Here is a 25,871-nt window from a genome sequence, read left to right as displayed (position 1 = left end):
TGGGATGCTGCCTCGGTGACCCTGTACCTGCACCGCGCGGAGCGCACAGACGTGCTTGCCCGCGGACTGGGTGACCTCCTCGCGGAGCCGCCGGCCGACCCGTTCGCGGAAGAACTCGTCGTGGTGCCCGCCAAGGGTGTTGAGCGCTGGCTCTCGCAGCGGCTTGCGCACCGGTTGGGCGCTGCGCCGGCGCAGGGCGACGGGGTGTGTGCCGGGGTCCGGTTCATGTCGCCGCGCTCGCTGGTGTCGGCGGTTCTGGGTCTCACCGACGACGATCCGTGGGCGGCGGAGGCGATGGCTTGGCCGCTGCTCGCCGTACTGGACGAATCCCTCGACGAGGCGTGGTGCGAGCCGGTGGCCCGGCATCTCGGTCATTTCGACACCGGCGCCGAGGCCGAGTTGCGCCACGGCCGCCGTTACGCCGTCGCAGCCCGGTTGGCACGCCTCTTCGCGTCGTACGCCGTTCAGCGGCCGACGCTTCTCGCGGACTGGATCGAAGGCCGCGACACCGACGGCCGCGGTGCAGCTGTCGACGACGACCTCGCGTGGCAGCCCGAGCTCTGGCGGCGGATGAACGACCGGATCGATGCGCCGCCGCCCAATGTTCGCCACGCCGAGACGCTTGCCCAGCTCCGGGGGCAGCCTGAGTCGTTCGATCTTCCGGAACGCCTGTCGCTGTTCGGACACACCCGGCTTCCGATCACGGAGGTCGAGCTGCTGTCCGCGTTGGCCGAGCATCGCGACGTACACCTCTGGTTGCCCCATCCCAGTGGTGCCCTGTGGGAACGCCTCAGGGCGGCAACCTCCGCAGGTGATCGAGCCCTCGACACGAGCCATCAAGCAGCTGATCACCCGCTCCTGGCCACACTCGGGCGGGACAGTCGCGAGCTTCAACTGACGCTCGCCACGACCTCGGCCGTTGATCACCATTCCGCACCGCCGCCGGCGCCGGACACTCTGCTGGGTTGGCTGCAGCACGACCTGCGCGACAACACCGTCTCCCCCGCTGGACGACGCCTGGCCGCGAACGATCGGAGCGTCCAGGTGCACGCCTGCCACGGCGCTGCCCGCCAGGTCGACGTACTGCGGGAGGTCCTGCTGGGGATGCTCCAGGCGGATCCGACGCTCGAGCCACGCGACGTTCTCGTCATGTGCCCCGACATCGAGACCTACGCCCCGTTGATCACCGCCCGGTTCGGGCTCGGTGACCTCGGCGGGAACAGTCATCCGGCGCACCGGCTCCGAGTGCAGTTGGCGGACCGCTCGCTGACACAGACGAATCCGCTGCTCGGGATCGCTGCCCAACTGCTCGACCTCGCCAGCAGTCGGGCCACCGCCAGCCAGGTGCTCGACCTCGCCCAGGCCGATCCGGTACGGCGCCGGTTCAGGTTCACCGACGACGACCTGGACACCATCACCGCCTGGGTCCGCGAGTCGGGCATCCGGTGGGCGTTCGACAGCAGCGACCGCCGCTCGTTCGGCCTGGCCGACTACCCGCAGAACACGTGGCGTTTCGGCCTCGACCGGGTCGTCAGCGGCGTGACGATGTCGGCCGATGCGCACGCCTGGATCGACACCGCGCTTCCGCTCGACGATGTCGGCAGCACCCGTATCGATCTGGCCGGCCGGTTCGCGGAGTACGTCGACCGCCTGCAACTGATCGCGAGTCGTCTCGACGGCACTCGGCCGCTCGCGGAATGGCTCGACACCCTCCGCGGTGGCATCGACCGACTGACCCGAGTCGGACCGGACGACACCTGGCAGGTCGGCCAGGTCCAGCACGAGTTCGCAACCGTCGCCGCCGATGCCGGCACCCTCGCCGGTACGGCGCTCAGGCTGCCCGACGTCCGAGCCTTGTTGTCCGCACATCTGGCCGGGCGACCGACCCGGGCCAACTTCCGGACCGGCACCTTGACCGTCTGCACGATGGTGCCGATGCGGTCGGTGCCGCACCGCGTGGTCTGCCTGCTCGGGCTCGACGACGGCGTGTTGCCACGCTTCGGTCTCGCCGACGGCGACGACGTACTGGCACGGTGCCCGGTCACCGGCGAACGCGACGTTCGCAGCGAGGACCGCCAGCTCATGCTCGACGCGATCCTCGCCGCCACTGAATCGCTGGTGATCACCTACACCGGCGCGAACGAGTACTCCGGTCAGCCGCGACCACCCGCCGTACCCCTGGGCGAGCTTCTCGACGCTCTCGACGGCACCACCGAGGCGAAGGCCCGGGACGCGGTCCTGGTCAGGCATCCACTGCAGCCCTTCGACGGCAAGAACCTCGAGCCCGGCCGGCTCGGCCCGCCGGGTCCCTTCACCTTCGACCCGACCGCGCTGGTCGCGGCGCGGGCCGCGGCGGGATCCCGGCCACCGCGGCCGGAGTTCCTGACGGATCCCCTGACGCTGCCCGAGGGCGACGACGTGGCGTTGGCGGATCTGCTCGCCTTCTTCCGTGATCCGGTGAAGGGGTTCTTCCGCGCGCTCGACCTGACCTTGCCCTGGGAGGTCGACGGCGTGTCGGACGCGATGCCGGTGGAGATCGACAACCTCGAGAAGTGGTCGGTCGGCGACCGGATGCTCCGCGACATGCTGGCGGGCATCCACCCCGACGACGCTCTCAACGCCGAGTGGCGACGAGGGACTCTGCCGCCCGGCCGACTGGGCTGGCGCACCGCGACCGACATCCGTGATATCGCCCGCGGGCTCGCGGCCAGCGCCCATCCCCATCGGCAGGTCAGCCCCCGGGCCTTCGATCTGGACGTTGACCTCGGCAACGGCCGTCGCCTGACCGGCACCGTGCCCGGCCTGTACTCGTATCGGCTGGTTTCGGTCAGCTACTCGCGACTCGACGCCAAGCAACTGCTGATCGCGTGGGTGCAACTGCTCGCGCTGTCCGCCAACGACGAGGACCACAACTGGACGAGTCTGGTCATCGGCCGCGCATCCCGGAGCCGGGGCCCCGCGGCCCGGCTGTTCGGTCCGATCGGCCCGGAGGCGGGCGCGTTGCTCGCCGACCTGGTCGCGATCTACGACGCCGGTCGCCGGGAGCCCTTGCCGCTGCCGCTCAAGACGTCGTACGCGTGGTATCAGGCCCGCCTGACCCACGACGACCCGACGACGGCTGCCGGTCGCCGGTGGCGTCCGGCGAACTACGACGGCGAGAACGCCGATCCCGCGCACGTCCGGGTCTGGGGTCCCAACACGTCGCTCACTGTGCTGCTGGAGCCGACGCGTCCCGGTGAGGAGCGACCCGGCGAGCCGACCCGGCTCGGTTCCTACGCTGCCCGGCTCTGGGATCCGATGCTGCGCTTCGAGCAGGGGGCGCCGTGATCGAGCCGTTCGACCTCCTCGGTCTGCTGCCCATCGGAACGACCGTGCTGGAGGCGAGTGCCGGCACCGGGAAGACCTATGCGCTCGCCGGGCTGGTCACCCGCTATGTCGCGGAGGGCGAGGCCCGACTGGACGAGATGCTGCTGATCACCTTCGGGCGCGCGGCGAGCCAGGAGCTCCGGGAGCGAGTGCGCGCACAACTGCTGGAGGCCGAACAGGCCACGGCGACGCCGGACCGTTGGAGCGGCGACACCGGCCTTCTCGGCCACCTCACGCGCGGCAGCGCGGGCGACGTCGCGGCGCGCCGCCTTCGTCTCCGCGACGCGCTGGCCAACTTCGACGCCGCCACCATCGCGACGACCCACCAGTTCTGCCAGCTCGTGCTCCGCTCACTCGGTGTCGCCGGTGACACCGACGCCGGCGTCACCCTCGTCGACGACCTCGGACCGCTCGTGGCTGAGGTTGTCGATGACCTGTATCTCAGCCACTTCGGGGCTTCGGCCCAGCCACCACCGATCACCCGCGCCACCGCACTCGAGATCGCCACCAAAGTCGTCGGCAACCCGCACACCCGACTGGTTCCCGAGACGTACGCCGCCGGCTCACCCGAGAGCGTCCGCGTCGGCTTCGCGCGAGCCGTCCTGACCGAGCTGGAGCACCGCAAACGCCGCCTCGGCATCCTCGGGTACGACGACCTGCTGACGCGGCTCGCCGATGCGCTGAAGGACCCCGAGGCCCCAGCCCGTCAGCGGATGCAACGCCGCTGGTCGGTGGTCATGGTCGACGAGTTCCAGGACACCGATCCGGTGCAGTGGAAGGTGGTCGACGCCGCGTTCAACGGTCACAGCACGCTGGTGCTGATCGGTGATCCGAAACAGGCAATCTATGCGTTCCGTGGCGGCGACATCGCGACGTACCTCGCGGCGGCAGAGACCGCTGGTGAGCGCCGTACCCTCGATACCAACTGGCGCAGCGACCAGCCACTCGTGGACTGCCTCCAGGTCGTGCTGGGCGACGCCCGCCTCGGCCACGAGGACATCGTCGTCCACAAGGTTGCCGCGCACCATCAGGGCAGCCGCCTCGCCGGCGCACCGTCCGATGCCCCGTTCCGGCTCCGGGTCGCCCGCCGGGAGCAGTTCGGCTCGGCCAATCGCAAGAGCATCCCGATGGACGACCTCCGCGACCACATCGCCCGCGACCTGGCCGCCGACATCGGTCAGCTACTCGCCGCCGGCGCGACGTACGACGGGCGCCCGCTGCGCGCGGGCGACCTCGCCGTGATCGTCGAGGCGCACAAGGACGCCCGGGCCTGCCGCGAGGCGCTGGCCGTCGCCGGCATTCCTGCGGTCTACTCCGGCGACCTCGACATCTTCGCCTCGCAGGCCGCCAAGGACTGGCTGTGCCTGCTCGAGGCATTCGAGCAGCCGCACCGCTCCGGTCTGGTCCGCGCGGCCGCGACCACGATGTTCTTCGGGGAAACCGCGGCCAGTCTGCACGCCGGCGGTGACGAGCTCACCGACCGGATCGGACAGACACTGCGCGCTTGGGCCGACCATCTGCGAATGCGCGGAGTCGCCGCGGTGTTCGAGGCTGCACAGCTCAGCGGGATGTCGGAGCGGGTGCTGGCCTGGCGCGCCGGCGAGCGGGACATGACCGACCTCGCACACCTCGCCGAGCTACTGCATGAGACTGCGCATCGCGAGCGGTTCGGGCTGCCCACGCTGCTCGATTGGCTGCGTGCGGAGTGCGCCGGCAAGGGGCGGACGACCGAGCGGACCCGGCGCCTCGACAGCGACGCCGCGGCAGTCCAGATCATGACGGTGTGGGTGAGCAAAGGCCTGCAGTACCCGGTCGTCTATCTCCCGTTCGGGTTCAATCGCCACATCTTCGACGACGAGGAACTCCTGCTCTTCCACGAGAACGGCGTCCGCAGCCTCGACATCGGCGGCCGGAACCACGGTGGCTCCAAGGCCAACGAGCGACGCTGGCGGACCGAGGTCGCCGGTGACGACATCCGGCTCACGTACGTCGCCCTCACGCGCGCCCAGTCCCAAGTCGTCGCTTGGTGGGCGCCGTCCTGGGACGAGATCAACGGCGGAATCTCCCGGCTGCTCCGCGGTCGCAAACAAGGCGATCCGCTGGTGCCCGAAAGCCTGCTCCGGGCTTCGTCCGACGACGACGTGCTGGTCTGGTTGCGGCGCTGGCAGCAAGCCGGCGGCCCGGTCGTCGAGGAGTCGGTGATCGCCGAGCGTCTCGAGCCCGCACGTGCGGGTTTGCCCGGTGGACTCACGGTCGGGTCCTTCTCCCGCGAGGTCGATCTCGCCTGGCGCCGGACGTCGTACTCCGGGCTGATCCGTGCTGCTGACCAGCAGGTGAGCGGCGTGGCCAGCGAACACGAGGGCGGTGGATTGGAGGACGAGTCGGTGGACTCCCTGCCGACACCGGGCGTCGTACCGGGCGAGGCCTTTCCGTCTCCGATGGAAGGGCTGCCGGTCGGGGCGACCTTCGGTTCGCTGGTGCATGCTGTCCTCGAGGACGCCGATCCGCATGCACCCGATCTGCGGGCCGAGCTGGCTCGGCGGGTTCGCGAGCAACTGCGGTTGTGGCGGGTCGACGTGACACCGGATGTCCTGGCCGAAGCGATGCTGCCGTTGCACACCACGCCACTCGGACCGCTCGCGCCCGGACTGACGCTCGGCGACCTCGGTCTGAACGACCGGCTCCGCGAACTCGAGTTCGAGATCCCCTTGGCCGGTGGAGACCAGGCCGTCGCAGCCGACGTACGGCTGGCCGAGCTGGCGCCGCTGCTGCGAACTCACTTGCCGGTCGACGATCCACTCATCGCGTACGCCGATCGCCTCGAGCAACCGCTGCTCGGCCGGCAATCCTTACGCGGCTACCTCTCCGGGTCGATCGACGTCGTGCTGCGGATCCCGTCAGGCGACAGCCACAGGTTCGTGGTGGTCGACTACAAGACCAACCGGCTCGGTGACCCCGAGCGGCCGGCCACGTCTGCGGACTACGGACGCGAGCAGCTTGCTGCCGCGATGCTGCATTCCGACTATCCGTTGCAGGCGTTGCTCTACTCGGTGGTGCTGCACCGGTACCTGCGTTGGCGGCTGCCGGCGTACGACCCCGACGTACATCTCGGCGGCGTCATCTACCTCTATCTCCGTGGCATGTGCGGACCGGAGACACCGCTCGAGGACGGTCACCCCGCCGGCGTGTTCAGCTGGCCGGTGCCGGCCGCGCTGGTGCTCGAACTGTCCGACCTGCTGGATGGGAGGGCCTTGTGACAACGACCGTCGACGAGTTCGACTCCTCGCTGGCGCTCACCGCCACCGGGATGTTGCGCGAGTTCAACCAGGCGGGAGTGCTGGTCGCCGCCGACGTCCATGTCGCGACCCGGCTGACAACCATGCTCGGCGAGAGCGACGAGTCGGTGGCACTCGCCTGCGCGTTGGTGGTGCGGGCGGTGCGCGCGGGCTCGGTCTGTCTCGATCTCACCGAGGTACGCGACGAGGTCGGCGAGGACGGCGACGATCTGACCTGGCCCGACCCCGAGGAGTGGCTGGCGGCCATCGCGTCCAGCCCGCTGCTCGCCGTACCACAGCCACTTCGGTTGGAAGGCAGTCGGCTCTACTTCGATCGCTACTGGCGAGAAGAGGAACAGGTCGAGCTGGACCTCCGCCGCCGATCCGGGCAGGCGTCGCCGGTGATCGCCGACGAGGATGCGCTGCGGGCCGGGCTCAACAGGCTGTTTTCTGGTACGTCGTACGACGAGCAGCGCACGGCGGCCGAGACAGCGGCCAGGCAATGGACGACGGTTCTCACCGGCGGCCCGGGCACCGGCAAGACCACCACCGTCGCGGGGCTGCTGGCGTTGCTCGCCGAGCAGGCAGAGGTGGCCGGCGAGCGTCGTCCGTGGATCGCGTTGACGGCGCCGACCGGCAAGGCCGCGGCTCGCTTGGAGGAGGCAGTGCGAGACGAGATGTCCCACCGCCTCTCCGAACAGGACACTGAGCGGCTGGGCGACTTCCACGCCCGGACCCTGCACATGTTGCTCGGCCGGCGCCCGGATTCGTCGACCCGTTTCCGCCATCACCGCGACAACCGGCTGCCACACGACATCGTCGTCGTCGACGAGACCTCGATGGTTTCGCTGACGATGATGGCGCGCCTGCTGGAGGCGGTACGTCCCGACGCCCGGCTGGTGCTGGTCGGCGATCCCGACCAACTGGCTTCCATCGAGGCAGGCGCGGTGCTGGCCGACCTGGTCGACGGACTGGTCGCGGGCGGGCACGGGAAGGCAGCCGAGCTGCGTACGTCGCATCGCTTCGGCAGCGAGATCGGCGACCTGGCTCTGGCAGTGCGCGAGGACCGTCCGGACGACGTACTCGACCTGCTCCGCAGCGGCAACGACCGGGTGACCTTCGTCGAGGACGACGATCCGCGCGAGACGCTGCGATCCGCGCTGCTTCCCGACGCGCTCGCGATCCGGGCCGCCGCCGAGGCCGGCGACGCCGACGCCGCTCTGCGCGCACTCGAACGGCACCGCCTCCTCTGCGCCCACCGCGACGGCCCGTGGGGCGTCACCCACTGGAACCGGACCGTCGAGCGATGGATCACCGAGGAGACCGAAGACCCGCTCTGGGACACCTGGTACGTCGGCCGGCCCGTACTCGTCACCGCCAACGACTACGGACTCGGCATCTACAACGGCGACGTCGGCGTCACCGTCCGCCGCCCCGACGGCTCGCTCCGCGTCTGCATCGACAGCTCCCGCGGCCGCCTCGACTTCTCCCCCGGCCGCCTCGGCAACGTCGAAACCCTGCACGCGATGACCATCCACAAAGCCCAAGGCAGCCAGGCCACCGAAGTCACCGTCCTCCTCCCCACCGAAGACTCCCGCCTCCTCACCCGGGAACTCTTCTACACCGCCATCACCCGCGCCCAGGACCGAGTCCGAGTCGTCGGAACCGAGCCCGCCGTACGCTTCGCACTCCAACGCCGCGCGCTCCGCGCAACCGGCCTCCGCCAAAGACTGACCACTAGCCGGACCTGTTCCACTGGTTCGCCGTAGCTGGTAGCGTAATTTGGCCGCCTGATTCCACTTTCCTTGCCTCGGACACGGCGCAGAGACCATGCGGACACTCACACAAGAACCACAGACAGCTCGGCAGGATTCGCCCTTCCTCGAGGCTCCGACCACCGATTCGGCGAGCCATCAGCAAAGTCGTGGAGTTCGCTCGATTCTCCATTTACAACGCACAATCGGTAATCACAACGTGCGGCGGTTGTTGGACGCACCAAGGGATTCCGAAAAACGTGGTCCAACTGTGGGGCGCGTGGATGATCCGAGCGAGGTGGAGGCGGATCGCCGCACGGAGCAGATCCTGGGCTCCGAGCCGCTCGCCGACGGCGCTCAGCGGGCGACGCCCAGCGCCCCAGCCCCGTCGCCGCCGGGTGGATCGGACGCCGGGGCAGGCATGCCGCTGCCGGCCTCGACACGCGCCTTCTTCGAGCCGCGGCTCGGCGCCGGGCTCGAACAGGTCCGCCTGCACACTGACACGCGGAGCGCCGATTCGGCGGCGAGCCTCGGAGCCCGCGCGTACACCGTCGGTAACGACATCGTCTTCGGCCGCGGGGAGTACGCGCCCGATCGCGCGGCGGGCCGGCGCCTCCTCGCCCACGAACTCGTGCACGTCAGGCAGCATCGAGCGCAGCCCGGCGCGCCCATCCGCCGGCAGGTCGCGTCTCCGGCGACCGCGGCCCCGCCCCGTGCCTTCGCGGACACCCTCGACTACGACCGCATCGCCCGCGAGGTGAAGAAGGGAGTCCGGGGACTGGGGACGGACGAGGAAGGTGTGTACAGGGCATTGCAGAGACTCGGTCGTGATCCGGACGCGGTCCTGCGGCTGAAGGACAAATACCGGGCGAAGTACAAGGTCGAGCTCGTGGCGGACCTGCGCAGCGACTTCAGCGGCAGCGAGCTCGAGTATGCGCTCCAACTCATCAACCTGGGCGACGCCGGCAGCGATCAGGCCGCGCGGAGCGCGCCGCCCGGGACCGATGCCGAATGGATCGAGGCTGCGCAACGCCTGCGCAAGGCAGTGGAAGGGTTCCGGACGGACGAGGAGGCCATCTACGCGGTGCTGCTCCCCTTCGGCCGCAAGCTCGATCAGCTCAACAAGCTCAAGATCGCCTACAAGGACCTCTACAACGAGTATCTGCCGGACCGCCTGCGCTCGGAGCTGAGCGGGTCGGAACGGGACTACGCTCTCTGGCTGCTGGGCCAGCAAACTCTCGACCGGAACGACAGAAGCGCCGAAGCCAGGACCCGCGAGGTGCTGGCCTTCATCAAGGCGGAGGCCGCCGCCCGCGCCAAGGTGCCCGGCAGCATCGATCCGACCTCGAAGTTCTACAAGCAGCTCACCACGAAGTACCTCGCGGACTACTTCGCGTCCCCTACGGCAGCTCGTGGGAAGGAAGCGGCCGAGGAGAAGCTCGGCGCCGCGCTCGAGGGGAGAACCGCCACGATCGGTGGGACCGACACGCTGCTGGTGCGGGTGAAGGGAGGTGTGTGGCGCCCGGTCACGAGCGAGTGGGAGATCAAGGCGATCACCTGGCTCAACGGACAGGAGCTGCCGGCGCAGCTCGGCCGGCTGAAGGCACTGCCGATGTTCGCGAACGTGCTCGCCCTGCCGACGAAGCTGGGCGCCGCGACGGACATCCTGGGCAAGGAGAACACCGACAAGCTCCCCTTCCTCGACATCCCCTTCCTGATCGGCGAGACGAATCCGGAGATCGCCGACTTCAACGCCGACGTACGCCGCGGCGGCAAGAACATCTCCCAGCTCATGCACTGGGCCACCGGGGTGAAGTACGCGGCCCAGAACCAGCTCGGGCTGCGCGAACTCTTCCTGGCCTACGAACTGTGGCACCTCGAAGGTTTCGAGGTGTTCGGGCAGGACTCGATCAACGACATGATCGCCGAGAACCAGGGCCGGATGCTGGGCGCGGAGCTGCTCAAGGGGAGCGCCGGCGCACTCAAGCGCGAGGCCGATCTGCTGCCGTTCCTGAACCGCTCGTTCAGGGAGTCGCGGGCCTGGGTCGGCGCGCTCCTGCGGTTGCGGCGCGATCAGCTCGACAAGTGGATCACCGCCAAGGAGCAGCAGCCCGCCACCATGCACTACATGGAGAAGGATGACGTCTGGCACTCACTCACCGTCTACCAACAGCTCGTGGACGGTGCGAGCGTCGAGGACGTGAAGACCTCCTGGATCGTGAACGCCGCGATCGAGATCTACACGCTGCTGTTCGAGGCCGACGAGTGGGAGAAGGCACACGGCCCCATCATTCTGACGCCGCTGGAGAAGGCGTTGATCCAGGGAAAGCTCGACACCATCCTCGAAATCATGGCGAAGGCCGAGGTGGGCAAGGCCTCCGCGGGAGACTACCTCAAGGCCAAGTCACAGATCGGCGCCCTCGCGAAGTGACGTGACCGTCCGGCCGCTGCATCGCATCGCGCGTCATGGGACCATGAGCTCGGTGTAGGTGACTTCGGTCGAGGTGCCGGGGCGCAGGATGTCCAGTGGATGATCCTCGACCTTGACGATCGGGGGATCGATCTCCGCACGAACCATCGCGATCTGGGTCATCCTCAGTTGGGGCGGCTCCGGCATCCACCCGGTGAGCGGCCAGTACCGGCTGTAGGCCGCGGACCGCACGGTGACCCTCAGGTACACCGGCTTCGACGGGTCTTGGCGCTTCACGCGCTGAGCCCAGGGCATCGCTCCCTCCCGGGCCTTGTCGATCGATTCCTCCAGGTCCTTCTCGAGCCGCTGGTGGACCAAGTACTCCAACCCGGCGAAGATCAGCACCGCGACCACGGTCTTGCCACCCGCCTTGAGCCCCGCTTTCCACGCCGAGGTGGGACGGACCGTGGGCGTGACCGCAGGTGTCGCCGGGGCCTGGACGACGGCCGGCTTCGGAGCAGGAGCGACGGTCGGTGTCTCAACGGGTGGCGTCAGCGCGGGCGACGGCGACGGCGCGGGCGACGGCGCCGGCCTGGGAGGTGGGGCCGGCAGGTGCTGCACGCCAACGTCCTTGAGTCGTCGCGACACGTCAGTCGTCCGCCCGCCCACGCTCGTCACCACGAGTTTGACATCGTCCGGGAGCGGCTGACCGCCGGCCAGCGAGGCCTTGAGTGCCCTCAGCCGCCCGAGCAACCCGATCCGGCCAGGCACGTCCTTCGCAGCCTCGACCCGCTGGATCAGTGCGTCGAGGTTCTTGCCGAGGTTGCGGCTGGGGTCGATGGCCGTTGCGCTGCGCACGTTGCCTGTCGCCGCGAGGGACTTGTTGTCGACCAGATGCGTCTCACCTGTCCGCACGTTGTACGCGACCCCGTCGAACCCCGGCTGGGTCACCCCGTGGCCGCGCGCTCCGCTCGGGCCCTCGAAGAAGATCCAGCCGTCCTCCCGCCGATAGTGGATGAAGCCCATGCCCTGCTCACCGGCGTACCCGCGGGCGTGCCGAGGATCCATCGGCTGCCGGGCGACCCCGACGGTCGTGCCGCGAACGACCGGTGCCGGTCGGTGCCCCTCGGCCAGTGCCACCGCAGCCTGCTCCGCGTCCTGTTCGTAGACACTGTCGGCCTCGGCTCCCGTTGCCCCACCCAGACGTTGCTGGACGACGTGGACGAGCTCATGACCGAGTGCCTGCCGACCGGTTTGTGAGTCGAGGGACGGGACGGTGTCGCCGAGGACGATGTCGTCGCCGATCGTGTAGGCCCGCGCGTCCAGCCGACGAGCCGAGGCCGCGGCTGCGGCGCCCGTGTGGATGCGCACCCCACTGAGGTCATGACCGAGCAGGCCTTCCATCTCCGCCCTTGCCATCGGTTCCAGCCGGGCGATCGACCGCTCCCCCGCACCGACGGTCCCGATGGCTTCGCGCAGGCGCGGGTCGACGACGCGCGTCAGCAGCCGACTCATGGCGTGATTCCCTACCAACCGATGCACGCTCAGGTGATCCGCTGTCAGCCTTCCTCCGGTCTGGCGCGGAGGAACGGTCCTCGGCACATGTTCAGTCCGTGCTGGGTCACTGCGGACGTGTGCGGCAATCATTCAGGAACCTGATACGCGTTGAGCGAGCGCAGCGTTCGGTCGAGTAGCCCCAATGTCAGGCGTTCGGCGGAGTGGTCCAAGCCCAGACGGTTCGCGTGCAGATGGATGAGGCTTGCGGCCAGTTCCTCCGGCGAGCGCAGCCCCGTGCCGTCGAGCCAGTGGGCTTGCAGGGCCGCGACGAGGGGTGTCAATGCGGACCGGCGCCGGTCCAGTACTTCGCGGACCTGCTGCCCTACCTCATGCCAGGCCGCACCGGCCCCATCCCACGGTCCATCGTCGGATGCGCGCACCAGCGCCCTCAACTGACGCTTGTGGTCGCGGAACCGGGAGCCGGCCGACGTCACCTGACCACCAAGATCCTTGGCCCATCGTGCTCGTTCGAGGTCGTCCCGCCCGGTCAACGACCGCAGCAGGTCGGTCACGCTGACCAGCCCCAACTCTGTTCGGTCCAGCGCGCCTGAGACGAGCCGGGACCGGGTCACGCTCAACAGATCCCGGACCGCCGAGCTGTCACAACAGGCGATCGCCTCGCAGACCGCAGTCGTCTCCGGCCCGCCGTACCGCGCGAGCTCTCGCTCGTACGTCCTGAGCTCCAACCGGGTCCGGGCCCCGGTTGCGATGGAGTACGCCGCCCATCGGCTCAACTCAGGCAGAACCCGGTCGACCAACACCTGCGGTTCGCCATGCAATCGCACTCGCAGTTGCCTGTCCGGGTCGGCGTACCGGACGAAGAACCACCCGTCGGCGTCTCCCCGCTGGACGAATCCGTCCGCCAGGTCGCCGAGCGAGCCGGTCAGCAGTTCGTCCTCGGTCCGGTGGGGGCCATCGAGAGTCAGGTAGAGCCAGTCCGAGCCGGGCGGGCGCAGCCGCTGCGAATCCTCCCAGACCGGCGGCACTCGAGGTCGGGTGCGCGTCGCTGGACGAGGCCGGTCGGCGGCTCGGGCACGCACAAGGGGAACCACGAGTTCCGCGATGAGCGCGCCCCGCGGACCAGGGAGCCACCCATCGTCGGGGCCGGGCAAGGCCTCGTGGACGGTCAGCGAATGAGGACGCTCTCGGTCCATCGCCCCCCGCACCTGCGCCCGATGCGAGCAGTCGTCCAGATCCAGGAGCAGCCGGTTGTCAGCGCTGACCAAGTAGACGAGGCGCGGGACACCCCACTGCGCCCGCCAGGAGTCCAGCCATGCGTCGAATCCGCCGGCCACGAGGCCAAGATCGCACGGGCCCAGCCGCCACTGCGCCGGGGAGAGCACCACTCGACCATGGCGGACGCGGGGCAAGAACGGCATCCCGGTCATCGGTCCCCAGTCGAAGTCAGGGAGGTACGTCGTACCGTCGGAGGTCAGCTCCAACAGCGCGCGGCAGACCGGCGGGGCTCCGGCCGGGTTCAGCATGTGTCCGGCCGTGAGGAGCAGCGGGCGATCCACAGGATCCCACCACACTCTGAACCGGCCGTCTTCCATTCCGACCGACACCTCGTCCACGTGCACCACCCGATCAGGCGCAAGCGTCGGAGCAACACCGACCGGCAGCTCGTAGTCCCGCACCAACGGACGCACGGCGACGTTCGCCGACCGCGCCTGCAAGGGTCGGTACACCAGCTCGGCCACCACTGCGTCGTCGCCGCGTACGGCGGCCTCTTCGGCAACGACCTCGGCCAGCAGGTCCTGCGCGTCCGAGCCGATCATATCCGCGAAGCGCCCGAGCCCCCGCCCGGCCTCCTGCGCGCCGAGGTTGGGACCCACGACCAGCAGATAGTCGCCCCGATCGACCGCGGAGCGGCTGCGGGCCGCGACGAAAACGCTCAGCTCGACCGACGCCGGTAGCCGGCTGGCGTCGACCTGCCCGTTCGACAGTCGATCGATCAGCGGGTCGTCGAGGACAACCTCGCTGCCGCTGCGGATCGCTGTGGCAGCAAGGCCGCGCAGGGCCTCTGCTCGTCGGCGGGCGGCTCCTCCGTCGTGCCCGGTAGCGTCCAGCTCGCCTCGGTGGTCCGATGGTGCACCAAGGCCGAACCTGGGGTCGAGCAGCTCGAGGAGGGGCACCCGGCAGTCGTCGCCGTAGCGGCGGTGGAACGCCGCGCGATAGCCGGCCAGTGCCGTCCAGGTGGGGTTCGGGTGCAAGCGGAACAGCACATCGACCGCTCGGCTGACGTCGTCGGCGACGACGCCAGCTACCCCGGTTCGGGACAGTGGCAGGCTGGAGTCCACTTGAAGGTCGGCTGTCCGGCCCTCGGGCCTGAGCGACCCGGCCGGCTGCTCCATCGGCAGCGGGATCGCCGCCAGCACTGCCCTCGCGTCCTTGAGCGCCGCCGTAGCGGTGGTTTGATCAGCGACGTCCACCCCGCGGCAGGCCACACCGACATCCGTCAACCGTTCCGACCACTCATCGGCCGCCGGCGTCGTTGCGATCGCGTCCAGATCGCTCACCACACGGGCCAGCGGGTCGCCGACCAGAGCAGGCAGCAGCTCTGGCAGGAGGAACTGCTGCTGGGACAGTTCGTCAAGCAGGTGGTCCACTTTCGCGGGCGTCGCGGACGGGTTCTCGGCGAGCACATGCCGGCGCAGGTCGTCGGCGGGGATCCCACTCCCCCGGGCTAGCGCGAGTACTCGCCGGACCACCGGTGTCGCACGCACGGACACGTCCGGCCCGGCCCGCACCCCACCGGTGCCCGGGTCGGCGAGGTAGATCCGGCCCGCGCGCTCGAAGGCACAGGTGTTGGCGTACACGCGCAGACCCGGCCGGCACCCCGGGTCCCGGCTCAGCTGTTCGGCCACCTCCGACAGCCATTGCATATCGGCTCGGGTCCGGGTCGGCCGACGTACCGGACCGACCTCGAGATCGGTGTGCTCGGCCCATCGGGCCACTCCGACCGCAGCGAAGCCGCCGAACGGTGTGGGGCGTGTGGCGGCCCGGATCAGATAGCGCTGCAGGGCCGCTCGGGCTGCAGCGGAGGCTTTGCCCGGCGAAGACGCCGCAGCCAAGGCCGCGGCCAGGTCCGGAGAGGCGACTGCTACGGCGAACTCGACCTCGGGGTCGGCCCACCATCGTTCGACGTCGGCGTCGAACTGCCTGCCGAGCCTGGCGAAGGCAGCGGCCGGCAGCAGGGGCGCGCGGACGACCAGCCCGCTCAGCGCCCGGTAGAGCGGCCCGTCCGTCATGAGAGGAGGAACATTCGGTCCCAGCCGTTCTCACCTGACGGCAGCTCGAGCAGGGCGAGCGCGACCCCCGGCGCACCGTCCAGCAGTCCCGGATGATCGACGAGCACGCCCCCGGGCTCGACACCGCGCACCCCAAGCAGTGACGCGGGGTCGTACCCTGCGGCGAGGTCGCCGGCCAGTGCGTCGGCAGTGCGGGTGAGTGCCGGGTCGGAGAGGTCCGCCGCGAACCGGCGCAGTACCTGCAGCAGTCCCGCTCCGCCATGGCAGAACGTCGGGGTGGACAGCGACCACTGCTCCGGACGGCGCCGCGCGATGACGCGGATCGCGTCGGCCGCGAGGTCCTGCCAGTCCGTCCGGTGCATGGCGGTGCCGGCCAGCCAGAGACTGCGCGACACTCCGACCGCCCCGTAGCACCAGGCCGCCCGGCCAGGTGGTCCCCCGTTCGCGATCGGCTCCGTGGAGTCGAGGGCAACGGCGTCGGGCCAGGCCGGTGTCCGAGCGGTCCCGGTCTGATGATCGGCCAGCCATCCGGCGGTGACCTCAATTGCTTGCCGGCTCTCCGGCACCTCCACGCCGGCGCGGAGGGCGATGGAGAGCAGCGCCATCGGTCCCGGTACTCCGTGTGCGAGCCCACAGTTGTGGTGCCCGCTCGGGTACGCCTCACGCAGCGAGCCGGTCGCCAGGTCGAACGGCGTATGCCACCTCCGGGGGTGGCATGGGTCGGCCAGCAGACGAGCCAGGCCGGACAGTGCCTGGATCAGCGCCTCGTCGTCACCACCGCCCTGTACATGCCGAGCAAGCAGGTAGACACCCACTCCGGTCAAGCCCGAGACGAGATCGTGGTCACGGGCCGGACAGCCATCCGCGCCCGCCAGTCGGCTCGCGGCTTGCTCGACGTGCGAGCCCAGCTTTGTATCGACGGTCTTCAGCAGGCGTTCGTACCGCGGGCGTCCTGCTGCGAGTTGCACTGCAGCGAATCCAATCCCTGCCAACCCGGAGAACAGCGACATGTCATAGGGATCGGCCGCCGTCGCGGCGACCGAGAGATGGTGGTGCCCCGCCCGGTCCCAGCCCTGGTCCGGATTGCGACGGTCGAACTCGGCGCTGAGCACGGCGATGCCGGCGTGCCCGTGGGTCAGGCTCGCGGCGCGCCAGGGCAGCAGGTCGGCGTACTGCGATTGCCTGGCCGTGGCCGTGATCGCCTCCGCCAGGATCACCGGGTCCGTGACCCGGGTCGCAACGCGTTCGGCGATCGCGGACGCAGTCACGGCTCCACGCACCCTGATCTGCAGGTGAAACAGTGTGTGTTCGCCTGCGTCGGGTGGTGGCACGTCTCCCGGCAGGTCGCACGACAGGTCTCGGGACACGTGGCACGACAGGTGTTGGGACACGTCGCACGGCAGGTGTCGGGGCAGGTCGCGTGGCAGGTGTTGGGGCAGGTCGCGTTGTTCGTGTTGCACGTCTCGCCCGGTATCTCACGCCCGGTCGGCAGATAGAGAGCGATGTCGTGCTGGTCCAGCTCACCGAACACCAGGTCGAGGTCGAACTCGTCGAGCCCGCCGTCGGACGAATCGGCGACAGGCCACGCGGACCAGGGCCGGGCGACCGCGGCGACATCTTCACCTGCGGACATCGTCGCCGTCCTGCCCACGCCGATGCTCCAGACCGGCCACCCGTTCCGACAGCTCGGCGGTCGCGGAGCGCAGTTCATTCACCGCACCCACGAGCACACCGGCCAGACCGGCGTAGTCGACGGCCATCAGCCCGTCCGATCCCATCGGCATCACGAGTTCCGGGAAGGACTCGACGACGTCCTGCGCCACGACCCCGGCGTGGCGACGGACCGGTGCCTGCTCGTCGGCCTGCCGCGGTGCAAAGCTCACCGCTCGTACGTCGGCGAGCCGGTCGAGAACATCCACGAGCTCCGTGACATCGGACTTCAGCCGCAGGTCCGACGGATTGCAGAAAGTCGTCGCACAGATCGTGCCGGCGACGTCGATCTCGAACGCGGGGTTGGTCTTCCTGACACCCACCCGCCCGCTCACGAACACGTTCCGCGAGACCGAGAGGTCGGCTGGGCTGCCTCCCCCGACGTGCACCGTCTTCCCGGTGCCCCAGTTCAGGAACAGCCCGTCCGGCAGATCATTGTCGGCTCTCTTCCCGTCCACGTGCCGGGTGGTCAGCACAGCATTGCCACCCGCACCGATGGTCGCGCTGCCGTGCACCGCGAGGCCTGCCCCCAGATCGGCGTTACCGCCCACCGTGAGAGTGGTCAGCGTGGCGCTTGCCCCGCTGAGGTCCCCGGTGGTGGTGAGGTCACCATCCACCGCAGCGCTGCCGGCCAAGGCGAGGTCACCACCGGCGGTGATGTTGCCCGCGATCATCAGGTCGCCGTCCGTCTCGATCCCGGCGGCGACAGTCAATCCCGAGGCCAGGGAGGTCGCTCCGCCGACGCGCAGGCCGGAAGCGAGGTCGACGTCTCCGGAGGGGCCGGCCACTGACAGCGCCCGGCGCGCAGACCCGGTCGGCGGCAGCAGGTTGAGATCGACCCCGCCATCGGTCCGGGCCGCCAGCACCGCGGTCGGAAGCTCGCTCACCGTGGATCCTGCCGGGTCCAGGCTCGGCAGCCGCAGCTCCAGCCGGCTCGTGGCAACTCCGACGAAGCGACGCGTCGCCGGAGCGAGAGCATCCACCACTCCGCCTGTTCCGAGGGTGACCACCGCCAGCACGAGTTGGAGACCGTCGTCGACGAAGGTCGCCGGGTCCACCAGTCGCAGCCACGGCGCCTGATGCAGCACGAGCAGCCCAGCGGTCGCCTCCTCGACCTCCCGCCAGGTGATGGTGAACAGCATGTCCCCAGCCAGACCGGTGGTGTCGAACGTGACCCCGGTCGCGGTCACCGGGACGGTCGGGATGTTCTGTACGCCGGTTGGCCCGACGAACGGGTCGACGATCGCCAGGCCGCCCTCGGCCAGCACCACGATGTGCCCGTCGAGATCCAGCGCGACACCGGGGGCCACCGTTATCCCGGTCGCACCGGTCATGGCCGACACCTCCAGCCCGCCGGCCACGCCGGAGCCGTGGATCGCGGCATTCCGCGCCGCGTCCGCGGCAAGCAGGTAGCCCTCGACGTCGGTGCGCGACTCAGCCCGCGATGTCATCCCCGACCTCGGCGTGGGGTTCGGGCCGCTGACATTCCAGTACTGCGTCCGCACCAGGCCTGTGGCACTCATCGGTGTCTCCTCTCCTTCGCGGCTCGTGCTAGGGGACTCTCAGAACCTGCCGGTCCGGCTCGGCATCGTTGTTCGTGCCGGCGGAGGCAGCGTTCGGCGGGACGTCGTCGGCCCCGGCTCCGGCCAGCTCCTCCAGCACCTGGATCGCCCCGCTGATCCGCAGCAAGGTCTCCCGCAGGGCCGACTCCTGCTGGAGCAGGTCCCGCAACCGCCCCTCGCCGAGCGCGTACTCGCGCCGCAACTCGGCCAATCGCGCCTGCAGCCGTTCATCGGTCATCGCCATCACTCCGTCGAGTCGTAGCTGGTCGATCCGGCCGGCTGAGCACACTCCGGTCGGGCGGTGCGCCGTACAGGTGCGGGTGCAGGAAGCGGTCTGCCTGGTACTCCGGCTTCGGCAACTCGGCGACGATCCGGTGGGCGTTGGCCCACGGATCCTGTCGTACGCCGGTGACCAGCCAGCAGACCGTGATCTCGTCGGGGTCGGACCGGATCGCGAAGCGGTTGTCCGAGACCTCCTCGGCCACCGTGACCCGAGCCTGCTGCCCCACTGGAGTGAGCTGGTAGGTGACATCGCGGTTCAGCGCCCCGAAGTACGCCGGCAGCTCGACCCACGCAAGGCCATCGGAGTCGGTCGTGACCTGGCCGGCGTAGAGATTGACCATCTCCGGCGACTCGACGAACGAGTGGGACAGATACTTGCCGGCCGGATCGACCGGGTGGTCGATGGTGAACCCGCCGCCGCCCTTCGACAGCGTGCCGCTGATCGTGACGTTCCCGTCGAACTGCCCGGCCCAGACCCGTCCGGTCGAGCGGATGCCGATGTCACCGCTGGCCTCGACGCCGACGCCCCGGAACAGGGGAAACGGAGTGAACGGGCCCGGACCCGGCGGAGTGACCCGGCCGGCGGCCCGGATCGCGGTGAAGCCGTCGACGTGCAGTCGTGCCTTCGGGGCAGAACCACCGATACCAATGCCGACATTGGCGAAGGCAGTGTCCATCACCAGGCCCCAGCCGGCGCCGTTCGCGCCGTAGAAGCCGACGTGCGTGCTGTCGAGCATCCCGACGAAGCCTTTGTCGGCGTCCTCGTGGAACCAGATCCCGGCCGTGAAGCCGCCATTCGACCGCACCCGCATCCGCCGGAACACGTCCAAGCCGACGCCGTCGCCGCTTGCCGCTGCCACCGTCCCGGGCCTGACCTTGAGGACGTCCTCCTGAGACCACAGGCGAGCCTCGCCGCTACGCGCATACCAGACCCACCGCTGCCCGGAGGCGGGATTCTCGACAAGTGAGCCCACGTCGCGGTCAGCGAATGAGAACCCGCCACCCGATCCTCCGCTGTGCACCTCGCTGCCCTCGACGTGCAGGGCACGCGCCGATGTTGCAGCGCCGAGCCCCACGGCGACAGAGCTCGTCGCAGAGAACGCACCCGCTACCGACAGATCACCGCCAACCGCCGCTACACCGTCGACTGTGAGCGACGGGATCTTGAGCGCGCCGGACAGCCGGGCATCGCCGCTGCCGGCGGCCACCCTCAGCGCGGGTAGCGGCACTGTGCCGCCGAGCAGACGCAGAATCACATCCCCGTTCGGCTCCGCGGCCAACGTCGCGACCGGGTCCTGTCCGACTGTCTGCGCCGCTCCTGCCGAGGAGCGCGCGACCCGCAATTCGAGGCTCCCCGCCGGTGAACCCGCCAGCCGTCGCGGCCCCGACACCAGGTCCTGCACCATCCCGGCGCCGACGCTCAGCCTGGCCAGTACGACCTGCTCGCCACCATCCACGAACCCGTCCACCGGCACCAGCCGCAACCAGGGTGCATGCAGCAACGCCGGCGCGTTCGCCAACGCGCTCTCCCCCTGCACCTCCCGCCAGGCCAGGGTCAGCAGACAGGCAGCGGCGGCCCCAGCAGTGCCAAGCGTCACGCCCGCCGGACCTACTACCACCGTGGGAACGTCAAGCACCGCCGTCGGGTCCACCGCGGGGTCGGTCACCGCGACGCCGCCTGTGGCCAGCACAATCGTGCGGCCCGCCGCGTCCAGCGCGACTCCGGCAGACACCGCCACCTCGGCGGAACCGGCGACCGCGGACACCTCGAGCCCCTGGGCCACGCCCCACGTGTGGAGGGTCGACCCGCGCGCCTCCTCCAACGGCAGCAGGTATTGCTCGAGGTCGATCAAGCTCTCCCCGTGACCGGTCGCCCCCGTCCGGACCGTATGCGTCGGGAGGTTCCAGTACTGCGTCCGCCGTACGAGTCCCTCAGCCACCGGACGACTCCTCGGCAGAACGCCACCCTTCGGGTGCGCTGACTGTCATTCGCTGCCCTCCTGAATCATCACGGTCAGAGAATCGAGGTGTTCAAGGTCCAGAGCGTGTGGGCCGGTTTCTGCTCCGCGACGATCGAGCTGATGTTGCCGACCGCCTGGTCGAGCACGCGCTTGCGCGCGGCGGGGTCGGCCGGCAGCCGCGACTCGGTGAAGTGAATCGACACGTCGAACTCGAACGGTCGTACTCGTCCCCAGTACGGCTCCAGCCCCGAAACCTCCGGCTGCCCGGGATCGCTCACCACCAGGTGGTCGTCGACGGCAACCATCCCGGTGGGATACACGAACTCGCCGGGAACGGTGGTGCGCGTGTACGTCGGCGGCGTCGCGGCGAGGTCGACGGCGTAGATGGCGGCGTGCTCGGCGACCGGGCAGATGAACGGGTCCGTGGCCGAGGGAGCGAAGGGCTTGAGTCCCACGTCCAGCACGTACAGCAGACCGTCCCGGATGCGAGCCGATGCCGTCGGCGCGACCAGTGGGTTGTCCGCCGGCAGCAGGAACGCCTCCCGCCACGGCGTGGTGCCCCGATCGATGCGCAGCAGGTTGCCGGCGAGCCCCTGCGAGTCGGCCGGCTCCTGGTCGCCGCCGTCGCCGAGCAAGAGCGTGCCGCTCGGCTCGACCGACAGCGAAAGCGGCTCGATCGCCTTCGTCAACCGCGTGCGGGTCACCGACAACGGGTTCGGCCGGACGGTCACCACGGTCGGTACGGGCGCCTGCGGCGGTCTGCCCCCGCGATCGAGTGCGAGCAGGTCGCCGGTGGCGGGGTCCACGACGAGCGCGACCATCCACACGGCTGTCCCCGGGGTGGACAAGGTCGTCACCAGGGTGGCGGGAACCTCGCGGAACGGAGCCGGTACGGCGAACAGCCGCCCGGTCCGGGTCAGGACGTAGAGCGTCTCGGGCGCCGCAGCCCGGGCCGGACGCACCACGACCGCGACGACGTCCTTGAGGTTCGCCGTGTCCGGAGCCAGCGGGGCGGGCCGCGGCGGTGTTCCCGACAACTCGTAGCGGCCGGCCCGGTCGAGGTGCCAGACCCGGCTCGGCAGCCGCACCGGGCCGATCTCGGGGAGGCCGATGTCCCCGACAAAGAGGCTTCCGTCCGTACCGGCGGCAACGCACCAGGGCCTGGTCAGCCCCTCCGAGCGCACCACACCAGCGGTCACCACCGGGCCCTGGGAGACGAGCGCGCTGACCGTGGACAGCTCGCCCGCCTGCGGGGTGACACTCAGCAGACGTGCGCCGTCATCCACGCTCACCCGAGGTCGCGCCTGACCGACCGCGTAGAGATCGAGGTACTGGTTCAGACCCGTCTTGCGGCCGCGCAGCCGGTAGATCTGCGCGATCTCAGCAGTCACCTTGCGGCGCTGGTACTCCTCCCACAGCGGGATCCCCTGCAGGGTGGGGAATTCCAGCGCCACCCAGGAGGCCAGCCAGGGCAGAAAGTCCGTGGGCGTGGTCCAGGGGTCGAAGAGCCGGTGCAGGTCGGCGATCTCGTCGGTGAGGGCGAGGTGGGTGTGCGTTCGGAGGGGGTCGGCGGGATCCGCATGCTCCAGCGCGATCCCGTCCGGAATCCCGGTAGCGATCTTCTCGAAGATCCGCAACGTCGCGCCGAGCCCGAGCCGGTACTGCGAGTCTTCGCCCGCATCAACCCTGGGGTCGTCCCGCCAGAGCACCGGCGGCAAGTAGGCAAGGTAGCTGCTGGACTCTGTCATCGCTGGAGTCACCGCCGCCGCTGCTCAGACCTGGACCGGAGTGGTCTTGACCTGCTGCGCGGAGTCGACCGCCGCGCAGACCAGTTCGTAGTCGGCCAGCCGCACCGACGCCCCGAAGGGCGAGAGCGCGAACGGCCGCTCGACGTCACCCTTGTAGGTCCCGCCCGGACCGATCGGCGGGAAGTGATAGACGGGCGTGTCAGGTTTCACCTGCAGCACGCTGATGTAGCCGAGATCCTCGGTCGGCATCAGCGCCCGGAAGACGTCAGAGGTGAACACCGGCGCGCCGACCGCCCATCCCGTCCCGTCCGGCCCGCCGCGGGTGGGGTGGAAGAACTCCTGGATCCTGGCCCGGGTCTCCGCCTCGATCGCGGCCCGGTCGGCGCCGGCGTTCAAGGCTTCCTGCCACACCATGATCTCCACGTTCACGATCACCGGGAGGTACCGCGGGGCGACCACCTCCAGCCGGGCGGTGAGGTCCCGTCGAGCGTCGAGATACGCCTGGACCAGCCGGATCTGGTCCTGGGTGGGCTCCGGCCGGGGCACCTCGACATCCCGGTCAGGAGCGATGACCAGGTTGACCGTGCCGGGTGCCCGGATCAGTCCACCGAACGTCCAGGGATCCCCGGCTTTCCACGGCGGCGGCTGCCCCGGGGCGTCCGCGGTGTGCACCCGCGGCGGCAGACATCGACGGATCCGCAGGTCGTTGCTGGCCTCCCGCGCGAGGAACTCGTAGTCGTCGACGGTGACCGCCCGGTAGCGGATCCGCAGTTCCTCCGGGGCGCGTCGCATCGTCTCCTCGATCGGTTCCTCGTCGGCCCCGTCGCGGGCCGGGCCGAGGTTCGCCACCGCGGTGACGCCGGTCACCAGTTCCCCGGCGGGGGCGGTCCCGAGAACGGTGACCTGGTTCGGTCCGACATTTCCGCCGGCACCGGAGGCGACGTAGCGATAGCGGACCGCCTGGATCCTGCTGCCCCTGGGCGGGATCGAGCCGCTCCCCTTGCCGGTCTGCTCGTCGAAGTTGCCGAAGCGCACCTCGCCGGCAACAGGATCGATCCGGTACACCTCGGCCGGCCCGGGCGGGAACTCCTCGACCAGGTTCCAGTCCCGCCAGGTCGGCGGGCTCCCCGACTCCACCTGCACCACCAGGTCGGCGTACGGCGCGGTCAGACCCGGCCGGCGGTACAGCGGACGGTTGCGCAGGGCAAGGACCTGGAACCCTTGGCCGGTGCTCTCCCCCAGCAGTTCGGCCGCGCGAACAGACAGTGCGCTGCGCGCCGACACGGCGTTGAACAGCAGGCGGTCGATACCGATCGCCAGCGGCGGAGGCGGGTCGCCGCCGGGCGTCGGGGCGGCCGCCGGCGCATCGATCTGCAAGCCCACCCAGAACAGTGGCTCGGTGACCTCGTCCGCGGCCGTCTCCGGCAAGACGGTCGTCCACGGGTTGGTGCCGGCCGGGCCCGCGGCCCGCTGTGCGCGCCAGTTGGCCGGGATCGACAGTCGCACCGCGCCGTCGTGCTGCAGTCCTTCCGTCCCATCGCCGACCACCGGCACCTGCGGCCAGGTCAGCGGTTCGGCGGTGCCCCTGGAATAGGTGACCCGCAACGTGGCGGCCCCAGGTGTCCGGGCCGCTTGGTAGAGGCGCAGCCCGAGCGTGAGGTCGTCCGTCACGGCCTGGTCGAATCCGAGGTAGAACGCGACGGTCTGTTCGGCCGGGACCTCGACCAGGTGGCTGGCGGTCGGCGGGCCGACCAGGTCGGCCGAGACCTTGCGATACGACCCCTGGGTCGCGCTCGCCGTCAACGGCCCGACCCGAAGCGCCGACTTGAGGTTGGTGGGCAGTACGACGAGATCCTCGTCGGTCTCGAACACCACCGGCCGGCCGCCGGCCGGATCGACGGTCTGTGCCTGGGTCCCGGCGGGCACCGTGACGGGGACCGCGACTGCAGAACCGTAGGTCAGGTAGGTACGAGCGGGAGTCGGTGGATCCCGGGTGATGCCCAGCAGGTTGAGGAAAGCGAGGTAGTTCTTCTCAGGGGTCTGGTTCAGCCGATAGATGATGCCCTCGCCGAGCCATGCGAACAACTCGATCAGGGTGACGCCGAGGTCGGTGGGGTTGTGGTCGGTCCACTGCGGCGCGTACTTCGGGATCAGCGCCCGCATCTGGTCGACCAGGTCCTGCCAGGTCCGGTCGTCCAGATCCGGAGGGACGATCCGGCCGCGGCGCGATTCGGGGGACATCAGCCACGCTCCAGCAGGAAGGGAAGAACGAACTGGTGCTCCTGGGCGGTGGCCCGCAGGCGGTACTGGATCTCGATCACGAGCCGCGCCTCGTCGACATCGTTGGTCACCAGGACGTCGAGAACGTCGATGCGAGGCTCCCAGCGCGCCAGCGCGTCGGTCACGTAGTACCCCGCGAGGCTGGCCGTGGTCGCGTTGTTGGGTGCGAAGACCAGGCTTTTCAGGTTGGCACCGAACTCCGGTCGCATCACCCGCTCGCCGTACTGCGTGCCCAGGATGATTCTGATCGACTCCTCGACCCGCGCCACTCCTGCGGACTCCGCGAGCCCTGTCCCGCTGATCCGCAGCGGGAAGGCCAGCCCCCGGCCCAGCACCTCTTCGGTCATCACGCCACCACCGCCGCCGCTCGCAGCCGTGTCTGACCCGCGACCGCGGGCAGAAGCGGGACCCCACCAGTCGGCGGCGGAGTGCCGTCGGACAACCCGGCCAGGACGTCGAGCAACACCGATACGTTTCCGACCTTGAGCTTGGAGGACTCCCCGGCTGACACCGCGCTGACTTTCGTACAATGCTTGGTCCCGGTGTTCGGGTCATCCGGCAATTTGCAGTCGACGGTCTTGCCGGCCAGGTTGGCCAGCAGGACTGGCTTGTCGGCGACTCGGAGCCGGCTTGTGCTGTCGGCAGAGATCTTGCCCGCGTGCGCGCAGGTGACCGTGCTGTCCGTGGTCAGCACCGCTGGAATCTTCACCGGTCC

The 25,871-nt window shown here is 69.8% G+C and carries 15 protein-coding genes; 4 read left to right on the top strand and 11 right to left on the bottom strand.

Annotated features, from left to right (window positions below; translation table 11 throughout):
• The first annotated feature begins 15 nt into the window (after window positions 1-15).
• From recC to ACGFIF_RS28815, 4 genes are all read left to right on the top strand, one after another.
• The gene (gene recC, locus ACGFIF_RS28830; RefSeq protein WP_393158740.1) at window positions 16-3,327 is read left to right on the top strand and encodes an exodeoxyribonuclease V subunit gamma; all 3,312 of its coding nucleotides are present in this window, start codon (window positions 16-18) and stop codon (window positions 3,325-3,327) included.
• Window positions 3,324-6,623 carry a UvrD-helicase domain-containing protein gene (locus ACGFIF_RS28825; protein ID WP_393158738.1) on the top strand — a complete coding sequence of 1,100 codons (3,300 nt, stop codon included), beginning with the start codon at window positions 3,324-3,326 and terminating at the stop codon, window positions 6,621-6,623. Before recC ends, ACGFIF_RS28825 begins: the two co-directional genes overlap by 4 nt.
• Window positions 6,620-8,410, top strand: a complete 1,791-nt coding sequence (recD, locus tag ACGFIF_RS28820; RefSeq protein WP_393158736.1) for an exodeoxyribonuclease V subunit alpha — start codon at window positions 6,620-6,622, stop codon at window positions 8,408-8,410. Before ACGFIF_RS28825 ends, recD begins: the two co-directional genes overlap by 4 nt.
• Before the next feature lie 265 nt (window positions 8,411-8,675).
• Window positions 8,676-10,826 (top strand): DUF4157 domain-containing protein, encoded by a 2,151-nt coding sequence (locus ACGFIF_RS28815; RefSeq protein WP_393158734.1) that lies wholly within the window; start codon window positions 8,676-8,678, stop codon window positions 10,824-10,826.
• Between the two features lie 33 nt (window positions 10,827-10,859).
• On the opposite strand, the gene ACGFIF_RS28810 is transcribed toward ACGFIF_RS28815, so the two are convergent.
• From ACGFIF_RS28810 to ACGFIF_RS28760, 11 genes are all read right to left on the bottom strand, one after another.
• Complete coding sequence (locus tag ACGFIF_RS28810; protein WP_393158733.1) at window positions 10,860-12,320, bottom strand: DUF4157 domain-containing protein; 1,461 nt, start codon at window positions 12,318-12,320, stop codon at window positions 10,860-10,862.
• Between the two features lie 128 nt (window positions 12,321-12,448).
• Window positions 12,449-15,613, bottom strand: a complete 3,165-nt coding sequence (locus ACGFIF_RS28805; protein WP_393158731.1) for a lantibiotic dehydratase — start codon at window positions 15,611-15,613, stop codon at window positions 12,449-12,451.
• Window positions 15,610-16,881 (bottom strand): lanthionine synthetase C family protein, encoded by a 1,272-nt coding sequence (locus ACGFIF_RS28800; protein WP_393158730.1) that lies wholly within the window; start codon window positions 16,879-16,881, stop codon window positions 15,610-15,612. The genes ACGFIF_RS28805 and ACGFIF_RS28800 overlap by 4 nt, the downstream gene beginning before the upstream one ends.
• Complete coding sequence (locus ACGFIF_RS28795) at window positions 16,878-17,246, bottom strand: hypothetical protein (RefSeq protein ID WP_393158729.1); 369 nt, start codon at window positions 17,244-17,246, stop codon at window positions 16,878-16,880. Before ACGFIF_RS28795 ends, ACGFIF_RS28800 begins: the two co-directional genes overlap by 4 nt.
• A complete protein-coding gene (locus tag ACGFIF_RS28790; RefSeq protein WP_393158728.1) occupies window positions 17,233-18,846 on the bottom strand; it encodes a tail fiber domain-containing protein in 1,614 nt (537 codons plus the stop codon). Before ACGFIF_RS28790 ends, ACGFIF_RS28795 begins: the two co-directional genes overlap by 14 nt.
• A 28-nt stretch (window positions 18,847-18,874) precedes the next feature.
• Entirely contained in the window at window positions 18,875-19,123 is a 249-nt protein-coding gene (locus tag ACGFIF_RS28785; RefSeq protein ID WP_393158726.1) for a hypothetical protein, read from the bottom strand.
• On the bottom strand, window positions 19,113-21,107 hold the full coding sequence (locus ACGFIF_RS28780; RefSeq protein ID WP_393158725.1) for a hypothetical protein: 1,995 nt from the start codon (window positions 21,105-21,107) through the stop codon (window positions 19,113-19,115). The genes ACGFIF_RS28785 and ACGFIF_RS28780 overlap by 11 nt, the downstream gene beginning before the upstream one ends.
• A 74-nt stretch (window positions 21,108-21,181) precedes the next feature.
• Window positions 21,182-22,876: a phage tail protein gene (locus ACGFIF_RS28775; RefSeq protein ID WP_393158724.1), complete on the bottom strand. Its 1,695-nt coding sequence runs from the start codon at window positions 22,874-22,876 to the stop codon at window positions 21,182-21,184.
• Between the two features lie 24 nt (window positions 22,877-22,900).
• Window positions 22,901-25,117, bottom strand: coding sequence for a putative baseplate assembly protein (locus tag ACGFIF_RS28770; RefSeq protein ID WP_393158723.1), 2,217 nt, complete (start codon window positions 25,115-25,117; stop codon window positions 22,901-22,903).
• On the bottom strand, window positions 25,117-25,503 hold the full coding sequence (locus tag ACGFIF_RS28765; protein ID WP_393158722.1) for a GPW/gp25 family protein: 387 nt from the start codon (window positions 25,501-25,503) through the stop codon (window positions 25,117-25,119). The genes ACGFIF_RS28770 and ACGFIF_RS28765 overlap by 1 nt, the downstream gene beginning before the upstream one ends.
• Window positions 25,503-25,865: a hypothetical protein gene (locus ACGFIF_RS28760; protein WP_393158721.1), complete on the bottom strand. Its 363-nt coding sequence runs from the start codon at window positions 25,863-25,865 to the stop codon at window positions 25,503-25,505. Before ACGFIF_RS28760 ends, ACGFIF_RS28765 begins: the two co-directional genes overlap by 1 nt.
• Window positions 25,866-25,871: the final 6 nt, after the last annotated feature.

Origin of the sequence: Kribbella sp. NPDC049174, from assembly GCF_043197365.1 — a bacterium.
Classification (GTDB): domain Bacteria; phylum Actinomycetota; class Actinomycetes; order Propionibacteriales; family Kribbellaceae; genus Kribbella.
This window is presented reverse-complemented; position numbering and strand designations above follow the sequence as displayed.

Excerpts from the sequence above, each read along its gene's own strand:
- ACGFIF_RS28810 (WP_393158733.1), bottom strand. The coding sequence starts at position 12,320 with ATGAGTCGGCTGCTGACGCGCGTCGTCGACCCGCGCCTGCGCGAAGCC.
- ACGFIF_RS28805 (WP_393158731.1), bottom strand. The coding sequence starts at position 15,613 with ATGACGGACGGGCCGCTCTACCGGGCGCTGAGCGGGCTGGTCGTCCGC.
- ACGFIF_RS28795 (WP_393158729.1), bottom strand. The coding sequence starts at position 17,246 with ATGTCCGCAGGTGAAGATGTCGCCGCGGTCGCCCGGCCCTGGTCCGCG.
- ACGFIF_RS28790 (WP_393158728.1), bottom strand. The coding sequence starts at position 18,846 with ATGAGTGCCACAGGCCTGGTGCGGACGCAGTACTGGAATGTCAGCGGC.
- ACGFIF_RS28785 (WP_393158726.1), bottom strand. The coding sequence starts at position 19,123 with ATGACCGATGAACGGCTGCAGGCGCGATTGGCCGAGTTGCGGCGCGAG.
- ACGFIF_RS28775 (WP_393158724.1), bottom strand. The coding sequence starts at position 22,876 with ATGACAGAGTCCAGCAGCTACCTTGCCTACTTGCCGCCGGTGCTCTGG.
- ACGFIF_RS28770 (WP_393158723.1), bottom strand. The coding sequence starts at position 25,117 with ATGTCCCCCGAATCGCGCCGCGGCCGGATCGTCCCTCCGGATCTGGAC.
- ACGFIF_RS28765 (WP_393158722.1), bottom strand. The coding sequence starts at position 25,503 with ATGACCGAAGAGGTGCTGGGCCGGGGGCTGGCCTTCCCGCTGCGGATC.